The sequence below is a fragment of the Opitutaceae bacterium genome (assembly GCA_041395105.1).
In the GTDB taxonomy this organism is placed as follows: domain Bacteria; phylum Verrucomicrobiota; class Verrucomicrobiia; order Opitutales; family Opitutaceae; genus B12-G4.
Genome location: JAWLBB010000001.1, coordinates 1 through 12,661 on the forward strand (window position 1 = coordinate 1; position 12,661 = coordinate 12,661).

At 61.6% G+C, this 12,661-nt stretch carries 16 protein-coding genes; 10 read left to right on the plus strand and 6 right to left on the minus strand.

All coding sequences use genetic code 11. The annotated features are described in order from the left end of the window. A partial coding sequence (locus tag R3F07_00005) for an SDR family oxidoreductase (protein ID MEZ5274740.1) occupies positions 1-192 on the plus strand: 192 nt, incomplete at its 5' end. 18 nt (positions 193-210) lie between these two features. After that, positions 211-822 carry a GNAT family N-acetyltransferase gene (locus tag R3F07_00010; GenBank protein MEZ5274741.1) on the plus strand — a complete coding sequence of 204 codons (612 nt, stop codon included), beginning with the start codon at positions 211-213 and terminating at the stop codon, positions 820-822. 33 nt (positions 823-855) lie between these two features. Here R3F07_00010 and R3F07_00015 read toward each other — a convergent pair whose 3' ends face one another. Both R3F07_00015 and R3F07_00020 read right to left on the minus strand, forming a co-directional pair. Beyond that, a complete protein-coding gene (locus R3F07_00015; protein MEZ5274742.1) occupies positions 856-1,110 on the minus strand; it encodes a hypothetical protein in 255 nt (84 codons plus the stop codon). Further along, positions 1,111-1,536: a hypothetical protein gene (locus R3F07_00020; GenBank protein ID MEZ5274743.1), complete on the minus strand. Its 426-nt coding sequence runs from the start codon at positions 1,534-1,536 to the stop codon at positions 1,111-1,113. 187 nt (positions 1,537-1,723) lie between these two features. Here R3F07_00020 and R3F07_00025 point away from each other — a divergent pair, with 187 nt between their 5' ends. Continuing rightward, a complete protein-coding gene (locus tag R3F07_00025) occupies positions 1,724-2,953 on the plus strand; it encodes a hypothetical protein (GenBank protein ID MEZ5274744.1) in 1,230 nt (409 codons plus the stop codon). A gap of 15 nt (positions 2,954-2,968) precedes the next feature. Continuing rightward, entirely contained in the window at positions 2,969-3,250 is a 282-nt protein-coding gene (locus tag R3F07_00030) for a Smr/MutS family protein (GenBank protein MEZ5274745.1), read from the plus strand. Between the two features lie 13 nt (positions 3,251-3,263). On the opposite strand, the gene R3F07_00035 is transcribed toward R3F07_00030, so the two are convergent. Further along, the gene (locus R3F07_00035) at positions 3,264-3,839 is read right to left on the minus strand and encodes a response regulator (protein MEZ5274746.1); all 576 of its coding nucleotides are present in this window, start codon (positions 3,837-3,839) and stop codon (positions 3,264-3,266) included. Between the two features lie 138 nt (positions 3,840-3,977). Here R3F07_00035 and R3F07_00040 point away from each other — a divergent pair, with 138 nt between their 5' ends. Next, positions 3,978-4,490: a peroxiredoxin gene (locus R3F07_00040; protein MEZ5274747.1), complete on the plus strand. Its 513-nt coding sequence runs from the start codon at positions 3,978-3,980 to the stop codon at positions 4,488-4,490. Positions 4,491-4,589: 99 nt separating this feature from the next. Here R3F07_00040 and R3F07_00045 read toward each other — a convergent pair whose 3' ends face one another. Beyond that, entirely contained in the window at positions 4,590-5,696 is a 1,107-nt protein-coding gene (locus R3F07_00045; GenBank protein ID MEZ5274748.1) for a Gfo/Idh/MocA family oxidoreductase, read from the minus strand. A gap of 141 nt (positions 5,697-5,837) precedes the next feature. Between R3F07_00045 and R3F07_00050 the strand changes: the two genes are divergently transcribed. The 5 genes from R3F07_00050 (at position 5,838) to R3F07_00070 (ending at position 10,711) form a co-directional block, all read left to right on the plus strand. Then, positions 5,838-7,070 carry a glycosyltransferase gene (locus R3F07_00050; protein MEZ5274749.1) on the plus strand — a complete coding sequence of 411 codons (1,233 nt, stop codon included), beginning with the start codon at positions 5,838-5,840 and terminating at the stop codon, positions 7,068-7,070. Next, positions 7,039-7,692: a GNAT family N-acetyltransferase gene (locus R3F07_00055; protein ID MEZ5274750.1), complete on the plus strand. Its 654-nt coding sequence runs from the start codon at positions 7,039-7,041 to the stop codon at positions 7,690-7,692. Before R3F07_00050 ends, R3F07_00055 begins: the two co-directional genes overlap by 32 nt. After that, positions 7,685-8,452: a polysaccharide deacetylase family protein gene (locus R3F07_00060; GenBank protein MEZ5274751.1), complete on the plus strand. Its 768-nt coding sequence runs from the start codon at positions 7,685-7,687 to the stop codon at positions 8,450-8,452. The genes R3F07_00055 and R3F07_00060 overlap by 8 nt, the downstream gene beginning before the upstream one ends. Continuing rightward, positions 8,449-9,555 carry a lysylphosphatidylglycerol synthase transmembrane domain-containing protein gene (locus tag R3F07_00065; protein ID MEZ5274752.1) on the plus strand — a complete coding sequence of 369 codons (1,107 nt, stop codon included), beginning with the start codon at positions 8,449-8,451 and terminating at the stop codon, positions 9,553-9,555. The genes R3F07_00060 and R3F07_00065 overlap by 4 nt, the downstream gene beginning before the upstream one ends. A 142-nt stretch (positions 9,556-9,697) precedes the next feature. Further along, the gene (locus R3F07_00070; GenBank protein ID MEZ5274753.1) at positions 9,698-10,711 is read left to right on the plus strand and encodes a M23 family metallopeptidase; all 1,014 of its coding nucleotides are present in this window, start codon (positions 9,698-9,700) and stop codon (positions 10,709-10,711) included. A gap of 14 nt (positions 10,712-10,725) precedes the next feature. On the opposite strand, the gene R3F07_00075 is transcribed toward R3F07_00070, so the two are convergent. Further along, the gene (locus R3F07_00075) at positions 10,726-11,352 is read right to left on the minus strand and encodes a CIA30 family protein (GenBank protein ID MEZ5274754.1); all 627 of its coding nucleotides are present in this window, start codon (positions 11,350-11,352) and stop codon (positions 10,726-10,728) included. A 50-nt stretch (positions 11,353-11,402) separates the two neighbouring features. Continuing rightward, positions 11,403-12,581, minus strand: a complete 1,179-nt coding sequence (gene dusB, locus R3F07_00080; protein MEZ5274755.1) for a tRNA dihydrouridine synthase DusB — start codon at positions 12,579-12,581, stop codon at positions 11,403-11,405. Positions 12,582-12,661: the final 80 nt, after the last annotated feature.

The window sequence follows — 12,661 nt, forward strand, 5'->3', positions numbered from 1 at the left end:
ACCGGGCGTCTCTATGAAAAAAGTCCCGGATTGCGGGAGAAGGCCCGTGAATCCGTGCCGAATCGGACCCTGATCACGGCCGCGGAAGTTGGAGAGCAGATTGCCTTTCTCTGCGACCCCGCCAACCGCCACCTGGTCGGCGCCGTTCACGTGATGGACGGCGGTCTGTCCCTCCGTCGTCTCCTGGTGTGATCCGCACCCCGTCCCTCCATGCCACAGAACCCGTCAACAAACCTTCCTCCCGTCCTCGGTCCGGCCGGCTATCCGATCGTGATGGTCCGGAACAACCTCGACAACCTCCCCGATTGGACCTTCCCGGAAGGCTACGGCATGCGCCCGATGGAGCCTGGCGACGAACGCCTCTGGGAGGACATCCAACGCGATGCCGAGCCCTACTTCGAGGTTCAACCCGGTCTTTTCCTGCAGGAATTCGGCCACGACCTGGAGAACGCCTGGCGAAGGGTTTTCCTCATCACCAATCCGAAGGGATGCAGTGTCGGCACGATGGGGGCCTGGTACAACCCGTCCTTTCAGGGAAAGGATTTCGGACGTATCCATTGGGTGGCGACCCGACCTTCCAGCCAGGGACAAGGGCTGGCCAAGGCCTCCCTCGCCGCGGCCCTCAGGGTTTTGGCCGGACATCACCAACGCGCCTACCTCGACACTCAGACCCGGCGTATTCCCGCCATCTCCATTTACCTGGATGCCGGCTTCCGTCCGTTCTTCAAGAATGAGGCCGACCGCGCGCTCTGGTCGGCAATTGCCTACGACATGGGCAAGCCCCAGCACACCGACTGGATCAACGAAGCGGTGCTTGCCTGAAGCCGGGACATCCGCCGCTCTTCGGGTCCGGATTCATCCCATCGATCGGCGGGTCAGACTCTCACACTGCTCAAGAAAGGTCTGGGCGGCCGCGATCAATCGGGAATAGCGATGGTAATCGCCGGTCCACGAGTTTGGCACGCAGACCTTCCGAATAGCGGGTTGGCCTGCGGTGGCCTTGTCCGGAACAACCTCCAGGGAAAAACCCGGCTCGTTCCGGCTGACCACAAACTGACGGGGCCGGCCATTCTCGACCCGCTCGATCCGGATGAAGTGATCGGTCTCCATTCAGGAACCGCCCACCCCCGGGACAGCAAGCGGAGGCAGTTCGACCGGCTTCAGTTCTATCTTCGTCTCCGTCGTTTCCTCTTCAAGGACGGGTTCCGGGGGGACCGCCGGGAGCAGACCCTGCTCGGCCAGGGCCGCTCGTTGCTGTTGCTCAAAAGCCGCCATCGCCTCCTCCGGGGAAGGCGGAGGCACCTGCTCCAGCAAGGGCTTGGGCGCCTTGACCACACCGTCGACGCTCCGGATCGTGATCTCCTTTTCCGCCATCACATTGCGGATAAAATAGCTGATATAGCTGAACCCGACAAAAAGCGCCGCCACCACGGCAATGGTCGGAAGGATGGTCCAGATCAGGTTGGTCGAGCGACCCAGAACGAGAGGATGTCGCCTCGACCCAAGAGAGGTCGGTGGGGGTTTCTTGAAACTCATCACAGAATCAAAGTAAAAGCATAGGGAGACACCCGGCAATCTCAAGGGACATTTCGGCACCGGGTCGAAAGTCTCTGCGTCAGGTTGGGCAAAACGCCCTCGTTCCTCGCCACCCCGTCTCAAAAAGGCGTTTCCTTCTTGAGCCCATGAATTCTCTCAGGAAGATGGGAAAGAGCCTGGATCCGTCATGAACAGCCCGACCGCTTCACCCAAGACCATCGCCAAATGGCCGTTCTTTCTGGGCGACGCGGTTTTCCTTGCCGCCATGATCGCGCTTCTCGCCCTCGCCGATCGCCCGATTTCCGGCAGCGTGGCTGCGGCCGCAGTGGTCTGCCTGATCTGCGGAGTCGCCCTCACCCTGATCCCCTTCCTGATTGAGAATGAAAACCGCGTCCGCCTGGCCGAGACCAGCGGAAGCGCCTCCGATGGTCATCATCTTCGCAAACTCTCCGCCCTGGCCGAGCAGCTCAGCAATTCCGTATCGCGAAGCCAATCCTCCACCGAGCAGGTCGAGCGCGCCCTCACCTCGATTGAAGAGACCAATGACCGACTTGCCGACCTCGTCGAGAATCTCGGCCGGAACACCGAAACGGCGGCACCGTCCGGCCACGACCTGACACCGGTCCTCGAGGTGGTCTCCGGTCTGGCTGCGCGGCTCGAGACCGTCGACGGACGTCTGCAGGAGCTCGACCGGAAAACCGAGCACGCGGCACCGCCCGGGCACGACCCGACGCCGGTCCTCGAGATGGTTTCCGGACTGGCTTCGCAGCTCGACGGCATCGATCGACGGCTGCAGGAACTTGGCCGGACCGGATCCGTGACCCCGGACGACCTCAAGGCCGCCCTCGGCAGTCTGAGCCGGGAGATCGAGGCCAGGTGGCTCGCCTGGAAGGAAACCGTCCCCGTACCCCCGCCTGACCCATCCCCGGCAGACAATCCGATTCCCGGGTCCCCTGAGACCGCAGGCCCGGCTGAACCGGAATCGTCCCCCACGGCCACCGCTGCGGCGAAAACCGAACCCAGAACCAGGGAAGCGAAAACACGGGTTCGCCCCACCCCTCGGATCAAGCCGGAACCCAGGAAACCGGTCGGAGACGACCCGAATCACGATCTCGCGATGGAGATCCCCGAATCGACTTCGGCCCGCTACGTCTTCAACGATCGCTCGACCTCCATCATCGCCACAGCCTATATCGGTATTGGCAATAAACTCACCATCCGGGGAACCGGGCCGGGCCTGAGCTGGGAAAAAGGTGTCCCGATGCAATTCCTCTCGACCGGCAGGTGGGGGTGGTCGGCCCTCGATGTGGACGAGCCGGTCATCTGCCGGATTTACCGCAATGATGAGGAGCCCTCACTCGACGGCGACATCGAGCTGCAGCCGACCGAGCTCAAGGAGGTCAATCCGAGATTCTGATCTCCCGGGAGCCCGATGAGTGACGAGCCGATTGAGCTTCCGATCAATGGGGTTCTCGATCTGCACACCTTTCGACCCTCCGATCTCGCCACTCTCATTCCGGACTATCTGGAGGCCTGCCGGGAACGCGGGATCCTCTCCGTCCGAATCATCCACGGCAAGGGCACCGGAACCCTCCGGGAGACCGTTCATGCCCTGCTTCGTCGCCAGGCCGGGGTGGCCGGATTCCGCCTCGGCGATGAAACATCGGGGAGTTGGGGCGCCACTATTGTGACCCTGAAACCAGGGGCGCGCTGACCCGACGGGCCGCTCAGGGCCGGTCCTGTTTCAGGGCGGCGATCTCCGGAACCACATGCGTCTCGTAGCATTCCGGGCAGATGGAGTGGGAAAAATCCATCCCCTTGTGCTCCGTCATGTAGGTCTCCAGCTGCTCCCAGTAATCACCGTCGTCCCTGATCTTTTTGCAGTAGGCACAAATCGGCAGGATGCTCTCCAATTGCTGGATCTGCCGGGTGTAGGAGAGGATGCGTTCGGCTACGCGGAGGCGCATCCAGATCTCGTCGTGATTGATCGGCTTGGTCAGGAAATCGTCCACCCCGGCGCGGGCGGCCTGCAGGAAATTGTCCTTGTTCCGGCTGACCCCGGACAGGAGGACGAAATAGGTGTAGTCTTCGGAATCGGCCGATCGGATCTTCCGGCAGAGTTCTAGGCCGTCCATGTCAGGCATGCGCCAGTCACTGATCACCACCGGAGGGTTCTTCAGCTGAAAACGCGCCCAGGCTTCGGTCCCATTGGTCACCGACTCGACCTGGTGCCCAATCTCGGTCAGGAATTTCTCAAGGAGTCGGCGCGATACCGTCTCGTCCTCGGCAATCAATATGTTCATGCATGAAGCCCCGGTAGTCTCTTTGGGCACCTCTCCAGATCGGCCAATTCCCTGCCCTCTTGACGCCCCGGCCGCGGAATCAGACGAATTCGATCCCCCACCTTGCGTCAGGGCCGGACACCCTTATGCTCCCAAAAGATGAAAACCATACTTGCCCTGCTTATGATCGGAACCATCACCAACGCAATCTTCGGAAGCGGCGACCCGCTCGAAATCGGGGCAACCGCCCCCGACGTCACCGCTCTCAACCAGGACGGAATTCCAGTCTCACTCGGCGCTCTCTACAGTGAAGGAATGGTTCTGGTTTATTTCTACCCCAAGGCGGACACTCCCGGCTGTACCAAGCAGGCCTGCAGTCTGCGCGATGATTTCGAAGCCCTCAGCGACAAGGGTGTCACCGTGGTCGGAGTAAGCACCGACACACCGGAAGCACAGAAGAAGTTTCAGGAAAAGTACCGTCTTCCGTTCGTCCTGATGGCTGACACCAATCAGAAGATCGTCGGGGCGTTCGGCGTCCCGACCCGGATGGGAACCGCCGCACGGCAGGCCTTCCTTATCCAGAACGGCAAAGTCGTATGGCGCGATCTCAGCGCCTCAACCGCCGAACAGGCGGCCGACGTCCTCGCCGCCCTGAAGACGCTGGGGTCGTAAAGGCGCCCATTCTGCAGGAGATTCCCTCAATCCTCGATTTCATCGAAGAACGGGGTTCTCCTGCAGGCCGATTCCCTCCGCAGATGGCCGGGCTTTCCGTTACCTGATCCGCACCTCGCGCCCGGTGGCGGAGGATTCATAGATGGCATCGAGAATCTTCTGAACAGCCAGCGATTGGGCCGGCTGGACATAGGGTTCCGCCTTCCCGAGGACGACGTCGACAAAATGCCCCATCCGATTGGGGGTCACGAGGCAGGCTGACGTGTTGAGCTGTTCGACGACGTAACCGGTTTTCGTGCTGCGGTAAAACTGTGCCGGATTGGTGGTCGCCCCTCCTTCGGTCCCGAAAAGCTGCCCTCCGTTCTCGTCGCGTGTCGGCTGATGAGCGGCCCAGGTGACCTCGAGCAGCACAGTCCGGCCGCTCTTCATCTTGATCAGCGCATTGCTCATGTCATCGACGTCGAACGGCTTGCTCGGATCGACCTCCGACTTGCCCCAGCCGCCTTCGCCGAGTCCGCGGTTGCCAAACCTGGTGAAGGTCTGCCCGCTGACTGCCGCGGCATCAAAATCGTCCATCAGGTGGAGAATCATATCGAGGGCATGCACGCCGATATCGTAGGTACACCCTCCACCGGCGAGGGCTTTCTGGGTGAACCAAGTGCCCATCTTGGGAATCCCGCTCCGGCGCATCCAGCGAGCCTTCGCATGATAGACGTCACCGAGTTTGCCCCTGGTCACCAATTGCTTGATCGTCTGGACCTCCGGGGTGAACCGAATGTTCTGGCCGATCATGAGGTGGCGTTTCTTGCGCCTGGCCAAGGCAATGACTCTGGCGGCGTCTGCCGCGTTGGTGGCCATCGGCTTGTCGATCATCAGGTGCTTGCCGGCGCTCAGCGCATCCAGGCCCACCGGTGCGTGAAGGAAATTCGGCAGGGCGATGCTCACCACGTCGACGTCCTTGCGGGCGAGAACATCCTTGTAGTCGGTGTAGAGATCGGGAATGCAAAAGCGATCGGCCGCCTCCTTGCCCCGGATCGGGCTGGTCTCGGCCAAGGCCACCACCCGCGCAGCGGGATGGTCCTGGAAGCTTTGAATATGATTGAGGCCGATCGCTCCGGCTCCGATCACGGCGACGTTCACGGTGGTATTGCGTCCCATAAGAAAGTGGACAAGGTATTGTTGGGTGAAGACTTCGGGCGCAAGCACGAAGCAATCCCCGATCCATCCTGAGGTTGGAAACACAGCTGTGGAAAGACACTTGGCAACGACGCTGCAGATGGTAGGGTGGCCCTTCCCTGGCCCCGTGACTCCATCTGGCGGGGCACCCGGTCCCGTCCTACTCAATCCATGAAAATCTGTGATCTGACGCAGTTCTACAGCCCTCTCGGCGGGGGCGTGAAGCGCTATATCAGCGACAAGCAGCGTCATTTTGCCAAGGTGAACGACCTTGAGCATGTTCTGATCATTCCGTCCGCCCGCAACGCCGTGACTTCAGGGGCCATCACCCGGCAGTACGAAATCAATTCGCCCCGGCTGATTGGCTCGCGCAGCTACCGAATTCTCATGAATCGGAAACGGATCCTCGAGATCATCGAACAGGAACGACCGGACCTGATCGAGATCGGCGACCCCTACCGGACAGCCTGGATCGGGCTGGAAGCCGCGAGGAAAATCGGTGTTCCGGTGATCTCTTTCTACCATTCCGACTTCCCACGGGCCTTCGGCCGGACGATCGAGCGGTTTCTCGGCCGCCCGATCGAACGCCTGGTCTCCCACTGGATCGATCGTTACGTCGTCGGTCTCTACAACCGGATGGACGCCACCGTCGTGGCCACACGCCGACTGTGTGACGCCCTGACCTTCTGTGGCATCAAGAAGGTCGTGAACATACCCCTCGGGACTGATGTCGGGGTGTTCAGTCCCAAGCCCTCCCGCGAGAGGATCCGGCAGGAATTGGGTCTTGGGCCCGGGGCGCCTCTCCTGCTCTTTGTCGGACGGATCGCCCGTGAAAAGAACATCCGCCAGCTCGTCGGCATGCTCGACCGTCTGCCGGCACGCCTGCAGTCCGCCCATCTTCTGCTTATCGGCGACGGTGAATTGGGCGATTGGGTCAAGGAACAGGCGGCCAGACGCCCGAACCTGACATGGCTGCCCTACAGTGAATCCTCCATCCACCTGGCCGAGATGTATTCCGCAGCCGACCTCTTCATCCACCCGGGCAAGTGGGAGACCTTCGGAATTGTCTCCCTGGAAGCCCAGGCCTGCGGGTGCCGCGTCATCGGGATCGCCGGAGGCGGCCTGGAAGAATCCCTTTCCGGAGAGTCTCCCCTCATCCTCGCCCGGGACGCAACCGGGGCCGGCATTGCCGAGGCCATCACCCGTGCCCTCGATCTCGGAGAAACCGATGGCGAGCGCAGTGAGCGCAGCCGGCGGATGCAGGAGAATTTCAACATCGAAACCACCTTTGTGCGAATGACCGCGCTTTACCGACACCTGATCGCGGGCGGTTCCGCCGGGACTTTCCAGCTTCCGACCAACAAGACCATCCATGGCGTGCACAATCCGGCCCTACAGACCTGAGGACCGGGCAGCCGTCCGCCACGTATGCTGCGAGACCGGATTCATGGGCAATCCGATCGAGCCGATCTTCAGCGATCGAGAACTCTTTGCGGACTTCTTCACCGGCTATTATACCGACTTTGAACCCGAGAGTTCGCTCGTCGCGATCGATGACGAGACCGGCGAGATCATCGGCTACCTCCTCGGGTGCCTTCGCTACCGCTACAATGCATTCCGGCAGGGACTCCTCATCGCCACCCGGATCGTTCCGCGAGCCGTGTTTCGTTTCCTGACCGGACGTTACGACAAACAGAGCCGGCGCTTCCTTTACTGGGTTGTCTTTCGCTCATCCGGACAGACCCCCAAAGGGATTCCGGCGGCAGCCCATTTTCACTTCAATCTGCTTCCCTCCTACCGGACCGGGAAAGCGGGTCGCCAATTGCTCTTCACCTACGTGGACAAGGTTAAGGCGGAGGGTGCCCGCGCCGTTTTCGGTCAGATCCAGGTCCAGGACGACAAGCGCACGCGATTCTACGAGCGCTACGGTTTCAGGCTGGTGGACAAGAAGGAGATCACCAAGTTCAGAAGACACTACGACCAGCCCGTCTACGTGGCCACTCTCTGCAAGTTTTTCGATGCCTGAAGCACCGCGTGCCCTCATCGTTTCCTTTCACGATCTCCATCCCGGAAGCCGGGCGGCCTGCGAACGCTTCCTCGAGCTCGCCTCCAAAGCCGGCGTCCCCCGCCAGTCCCTCCTCGTGGTGCCCCGGTGGCACGGCAGTCCGCCGTTCCATACGGATGCCGGGTTTGTCCGTTGGCTGCAGGAACTCGCCGCAGCCGGTCACGACCTCTGCCTCCATGGCGACACTCATGCCGCCGAAGTGATTCGGGGAGGTCCGGTGGCCCGCCTGATGGCTCGTTTCTACACCAACCACGAAGGAGAATTCTATCAACTGACCCGGGCGGAAGCGGATGGCAAACTCGCCGATGGCCTCGCCTGTTTCAGACGATCGAATCTCGAGGTCCACGGATTCACCGCTCCGGCCTGGTTGCTCAGCACGGATGGAAGGGAGGCTCTGCGGCAGATGGGATTCCACTACAACACTCTCTTCAGCCAGGTTGAACTCCTCCAAAAACAAAAGACCGTGCCCGCCCCAACCTTGGTCTTCAGCTGCCGGAGCGCGTGGCGCCGGTTCGTCTCCGTCCATTGGACACGGTTCTGGATGCGGTTCCACCGCAGCGCTCCTGTGCTCAGACTGGCCGTCCACCCCTGCGATCTCGACCACCCCCGCATCCTTCAGGCGGTGCTGGACCTGCTCACCCGCGCCATCGGCGATCGGCGGCCGATGACCTATCGCGATCTCGCCCTTTCCACTTCCCCTCCGGTTTCCTTATCCCGATGAAACCGTCGCGGACCCTGAATCGCAGTACGCTTATCCGCTACCTCCTGCAGGCCATGGCCCTCGGCGGTATCGCATCGGTCGCGGTCTTCGTCTTCACCCTGCGGGAGGATACCTGGCAGCAGATGCGGCAGTTTCACTGGCCTCTGCTCCCCGTGCTCTTCGGAACGGCCTTCCTCGCCTGGATCTGCAATGGGGGGCGTGTCCTGGTTCTGTCGCGTGCCCTAGGCTACGAGATGAGCTTCCGCCAGGCGATCGCCGTCTCCCTCTCGGCCGAGTTCGGCATCGCCGCCACCCCGGCCGGGGTCGGCGGGACCGTTCTGCGTCTTGCCCTGCTCCGCCAGGCCAATATCCCGCTGACCCGGGGCGGTTCCATGCTGGCCGCGGATGTGACCGTCGACCTCGCCTTCTTCAGCCTGATCACTCCCGTGGCGATCTTCGTTATTCTCAAGGACCCCGCCTTCGGAGGGCTACTCCAGGAAGCCGACGACCTCCATGTGATCGGCCTGATGTCCGCCCTCGCCCTGCTTGCAGTCGGACTGATTTTCCTGCTGACCCGGTCCAGGGTCCAACGCCACCTGCAGGATTGGTCGGGCCGGTTTGCCCTCGGCCAAAGAAAGCGTTGGCCGACGCGAATTCGCGCGATTCGCTGGGCGATGGCCCGGAGCTACCGACGGATTTTTACCTCCCTCGCCTTCATCTTCAAACGGAGGAAAGGCGCTCTCCTGATCGATTTCGGCCTCGCCTCCGTTCAGTGGTGTTGCCGCTACAGCCTCCTGCCCCTGGTGCTTTTCGCTTTCGGTACCCAGGCCAATCCATTCCCCCTCTTCCTCATTCAGGGCATCCTCTTCAGCCTGTCGCTCATCGTCGTGTTGCCCGGGGGTGGAGGATCGGTGGAGATTTTTGCCGGCATCATACTTCCTCAATTTGCTCCCCTTGCCCTCGTCGGCGTCATCCTTATGACGTGGAGATTCTTTTCCTATCACCTTTACCTGTTGGGCGGGGGGATCGCCTTTTTCTGGACCTGCTCGCGGCTGAACCGGATTTTTCCCCAGCGAAACCGCTCGGAAACCGCCACCAGCCTGGGGGTCGATCTGGCGGGATAATCCCGCTACTCCGTCCGCCTATCCGCCGACGAGATCAGCCGGGAATTCGCCTCGAAAACAGTTTCCGGGTGAAAAAACCCGGATTTCTGCCGTTTACAGGCCCATGGATCCCGCGTTTCCAACGTTTGAACCCATAAAAATCGTGAAACGGATACTCTCTCTCACCACTCTGATCATCTCAGTGACCGCCTCCTTCGGCGAGCCGCTGGAATTCACCTGGCCCACGCCCAACGACGCCTACGCCATGGGCAAGGGCCCTCAAGGCTATATCCTCGCCCGGGAAGCCGGAAATGCGGACTCCGGTCAGTTCGGGTGCACCCTGAACCAGGGTATGCTTTTCCACGACGGCCTCGACCTGAAGCCACTGCAGCGGGACTGGATGGACGAGCCGACCGATCCTGTCCGTGCCATCCTGCCGGGGATCGTGCGTTATATCAACCGGGACCGCTACAAGAGCGAATGGGGCCTTTATGTGGTCGTTGAGCACAACACCCTCGAGCCCAAGCTTCTCAGCGTCTACAGCCACCTCCGCAACATCCCCTACGAATTGGCCGAGGATCAGATGGTCGAGGAAGGACAGGTCATCGGCACTCTCGGACGATCCACCCCCGATGGGTCTCTCTCAAAATCCGAGGCCCACCTGCATTTCGAAGTGGCCCTGCGACTGGCCGACACCTTTCCCGGCTGGCATAGCCGCCACCAGGAGGCCGGACCCAACAGGAACGGCGTCTGGAACCCACGCAACCTCCTTGCCATCGATTTCCTCGACCTCGTCGGCAAGCTCAAGATGGGCGATCAGGACAATATCCGTGATTATCTCCTGATGCAGCCCATCGCGGTCTCGATCAAGGTTCAGTCACTGAAGACCCCGGATTTCATCCGCCGCTATCCGGAACTGATCGGCGAGGAACTCAACCAGGGCGAGAGTCATGGCTGGCAGATCAATTTCAACGGCTACGGTGTTCCCATTGCCTGGCGCACCCTGACCCGCGAGGAAGTCGTTGTGATGGGACCCAATGTGACCGAGGTCGTCTACCATGACCCGTCAGAGTTGATGGACTATCCCTGCTACGAACTGGTCGAGGCCAACTGGCAGGGTCAGGTCGTCCCCGGTCCCCGCCTGCTGGAAATCGTCAGTATTCTCTTCAATCTCTGAGCCGGAGAGCCGCCCTACCCGTCCACTCCGATTTCGGCAGATCCGGTCTTTTCTCTCGACCTGAGCCACTGGATGTCGAGGGTGAACGGCCCGGCCCTTCCATCCGAGATCATCATCCCGATCGACGTGATCCGGCTCGGGTCGAGGTCCTTCTGGGCCACCCAGAATCCCCGGAAATAGGGTTTGAAATCGTTCCAACGCAAAGTGAGGGTCGCCCACTCCCCCGCCGGAGGCGCGAGCGAAGCCGTATAGTAGACCCGGTCCGGCGTGTCATCCGTCCAGAGCATCAGGGAATAAGTCCGGCCGTCTCCCCGGACTCGAAGCTCAAATCCCTCGGTCTCCGCCAGGTCAACGGGCCGTTCCTCTCCCCGGATCGAGGCAAATCCCCCACGGTTTTCCTGCGACAGCGTACCTGAAAATCGCATGGCGCCCTCAATGGGCTCAAAGCGCCCCGTCGATCGCCCCCCCATGATGGTGTCATTGAGCGGAGCCCATGATTTTCCGCCGGCATCACTGGAAAAGTCCAGATTCACCCGGTCCCCGCTCCTGGCGACCGCCTGCCCGTTGACCACCGCCAAAAAGAGGAAGCAACCCCCTGCGAACAAGAGCCGTTGAATCGAACGCGCGACCATGGGGGTCATTGAAACATGCGGCCGGTGGGTGATCAACACCGGGTTTCGGCAAACCGCCCTCACCAGATGGCAGTCGGCCCCCGGGGAACGGCAATTCCCTCCGAGCGGTCCGCGCCCTCGGCATCCATGAAGGACGAATAGGGCGATCGCGGCTGATAAGCCGGCAGAAGAACGCCCGCCTCGTCGACGAACTGCAGCCGCCAGGACCGGTAATCGTCGAGGATTCCTGCAAACTCCTCCCGGGTCTGGAAACCCGCAACCGCCCTCTTGAAAAAGACGGCCGGACCGAACTGCCGCGCATACCAGGGCGCCATTTTCCGAAAGAGCCGGCACCCGAGGGCTTCTCCATGAAACGTGATCATACGATCCAGATGACCGCACATCAGGGCAATTCGTTCCTCAAAATCGGGTTCCGCCGGGATCTCACCTGTTTTCAAGAAGCCGGCGGTCTGGCTGAAGATCCAGGGATTGTAGAAGGCCCCGCGTCCGATGCTGACCCCGGCGCAACCCGTTTCCTCCAGCATCCGGGCCGCTCCTTGCGGGGTGGTGACATCGCCGTTTCCGATGACCGGGATCCGCGTCACCGCCCGGACAACCGCCGCGATTCCCTTCAGGTCCACCCGACCGGAAAACCCCTGAGCCCGCGTCCGCCCATGCACAAAGATGGCCGCGGCGCCGGCATCCTCCAGGGCCCGGGCCAGGTCGGGCGCCGTCAGACTGTTCTGGTCCCACCCCAGACGCATTTTGGCGGTGACCGGAATCCGCAGCCCCCCGACCATAGTCCGCACAAGCTCGGCCGCCGTGTCCGTGCTGGTCATGAGCGTCGCGCCACTGCCGGTCCGGACCACTTTCTTGACCGGGCAACCCATGTTGATGTCCACCGAGGCAATACCCATCGCTTCGATCATCTGGGCGGCATCGCGCATGACGATCGGATCCGCCCCGAAGAGCTGCACGGCCAGCGGGGAATCCTCCGGACAGGTCGCCACCAGCTTGTAGGCCATCGGGTTGTGCCGGAGGAGCGAATGGGCATTGACCAGGTCGGTCGTAGCCAGGTCGAGCCCCCCGAGCGCCCTCACCGCCAGACGAAAAGGCAAGGTCGTGTACCCTGCAAGTGGCGACAGAAAAAGATTGGTTTTCAGCTCAAGCCCGCCGAAACACACCGGCTGCAGACCAACACCGGCAGCGGGCGGAGAAGGATGCCGGGACACCGGCGGGCGGGCGGAGTGGATTTCCATGGGAAGAGGACATCATCCTGAGGTACCCCGGTGGCGGTGCAAGCAAGAGCCACAAGGGTTCCGAGTCGGCAATGCCCGAT

What these genes read in the sequence shown, in the direction of transcription:
- R3F07_00035 (MEZ5274746.1), bottom strand. Translation starts at nt 3,839, where the DNA reads ATGAACATATTGATTGCCGAGGACGAGACGGTATCGCGCCGACTCCTT.
- R3F07_00030 (MEZ5274745.1), top strand. Translation starts at nt 2,969, where the DNA reads ATGAGTGACGAGCCGATTGAGCTTCCGATCAATGGGGTTCTCGATCTG.
- R3F07_00020 (MEZ5274743.1), bottom strand. Translation starts at nt 1,536, where the DNA reads ATGAGTTTCAAGAAACCCCCACCGACCTCTCTTGGGTCGAGGCGACAT.
- R3F07_00050 (MEZ5274749.1), top strand. Translation starts at nt 5,838, where the DNA reads ATGAAAATCTGTGATCTGACGCAGTTCTACAGCCCTCTCGGCGGGGGC.
- R3F07_00010 (MEZ5274741.1), top strand. Translation starts at nt 211, where the DNA reads ATGCCACAGAACCCGTCAACAAACCTTCCTCCCGTCCTCGGTCCGGCC.
- R3F07_00040 (MEZ5274747.1), top strand. Translation starts at nt 3,978, where the DNA reads ATGAAAACCATACTTGCCCTGCTTATGATCGGAACCATCACCAACGCA.
- R3F07_00055 (MEZ5274750.1), top strand. Translation starts at nt 7,039, where the DNA reads ATGGCGTGCACAATCCGGCCCTACAGACCTGAGGACCGGGCAGCCGTC.
- R3F07_00065 (MEZ5274752.1), top strand. Translation starts at nt 8,449, where the DNA reads ATGAAACCGTCGCGGACCCTGAATCGCAGTACGCTTATCCGCTACCTC.
- R3F07_00025 (MEZ5274744.1), top strand. Translation starts at nt 1,724, where the DNA reads ATGAACAGCCCGACCGCTTCACCCAAGACCATCGCCAAATGGCCGTTC.
- R3F07_00060 (MEZ5274751.1), top strand. Translation starts at nt 7,685, where the DNA reads ATGCCTGAAGCACCGCGTGCCCTCATCGTTTCCTTTCACGATCTCCAT.
- R3F07_00015 (MEZ5274742.1), bottom strand. Translation starts at nt 1,110, where the DNA reads ATGGAGACCGATCACTTCATCCGGATCGAGCGGGTCGAGAATGGCCGG.
- R3F07_00075 (MEZ5274754.1), bottom strand. Translation starts at nt 11,352, where the DNA reads ATGACCCCCATGGTCGCGCGTTCGATTCAACGGCTCTTGTTCGCAGGG.
- dusB (MEZ5274755.1), bottom strand. Translation starts at nt 12,581, where the DNA reads ATGGAAATCCACTCCGCCCGCCCGCCGGTGTCCCGGCATCCTTCTCCG.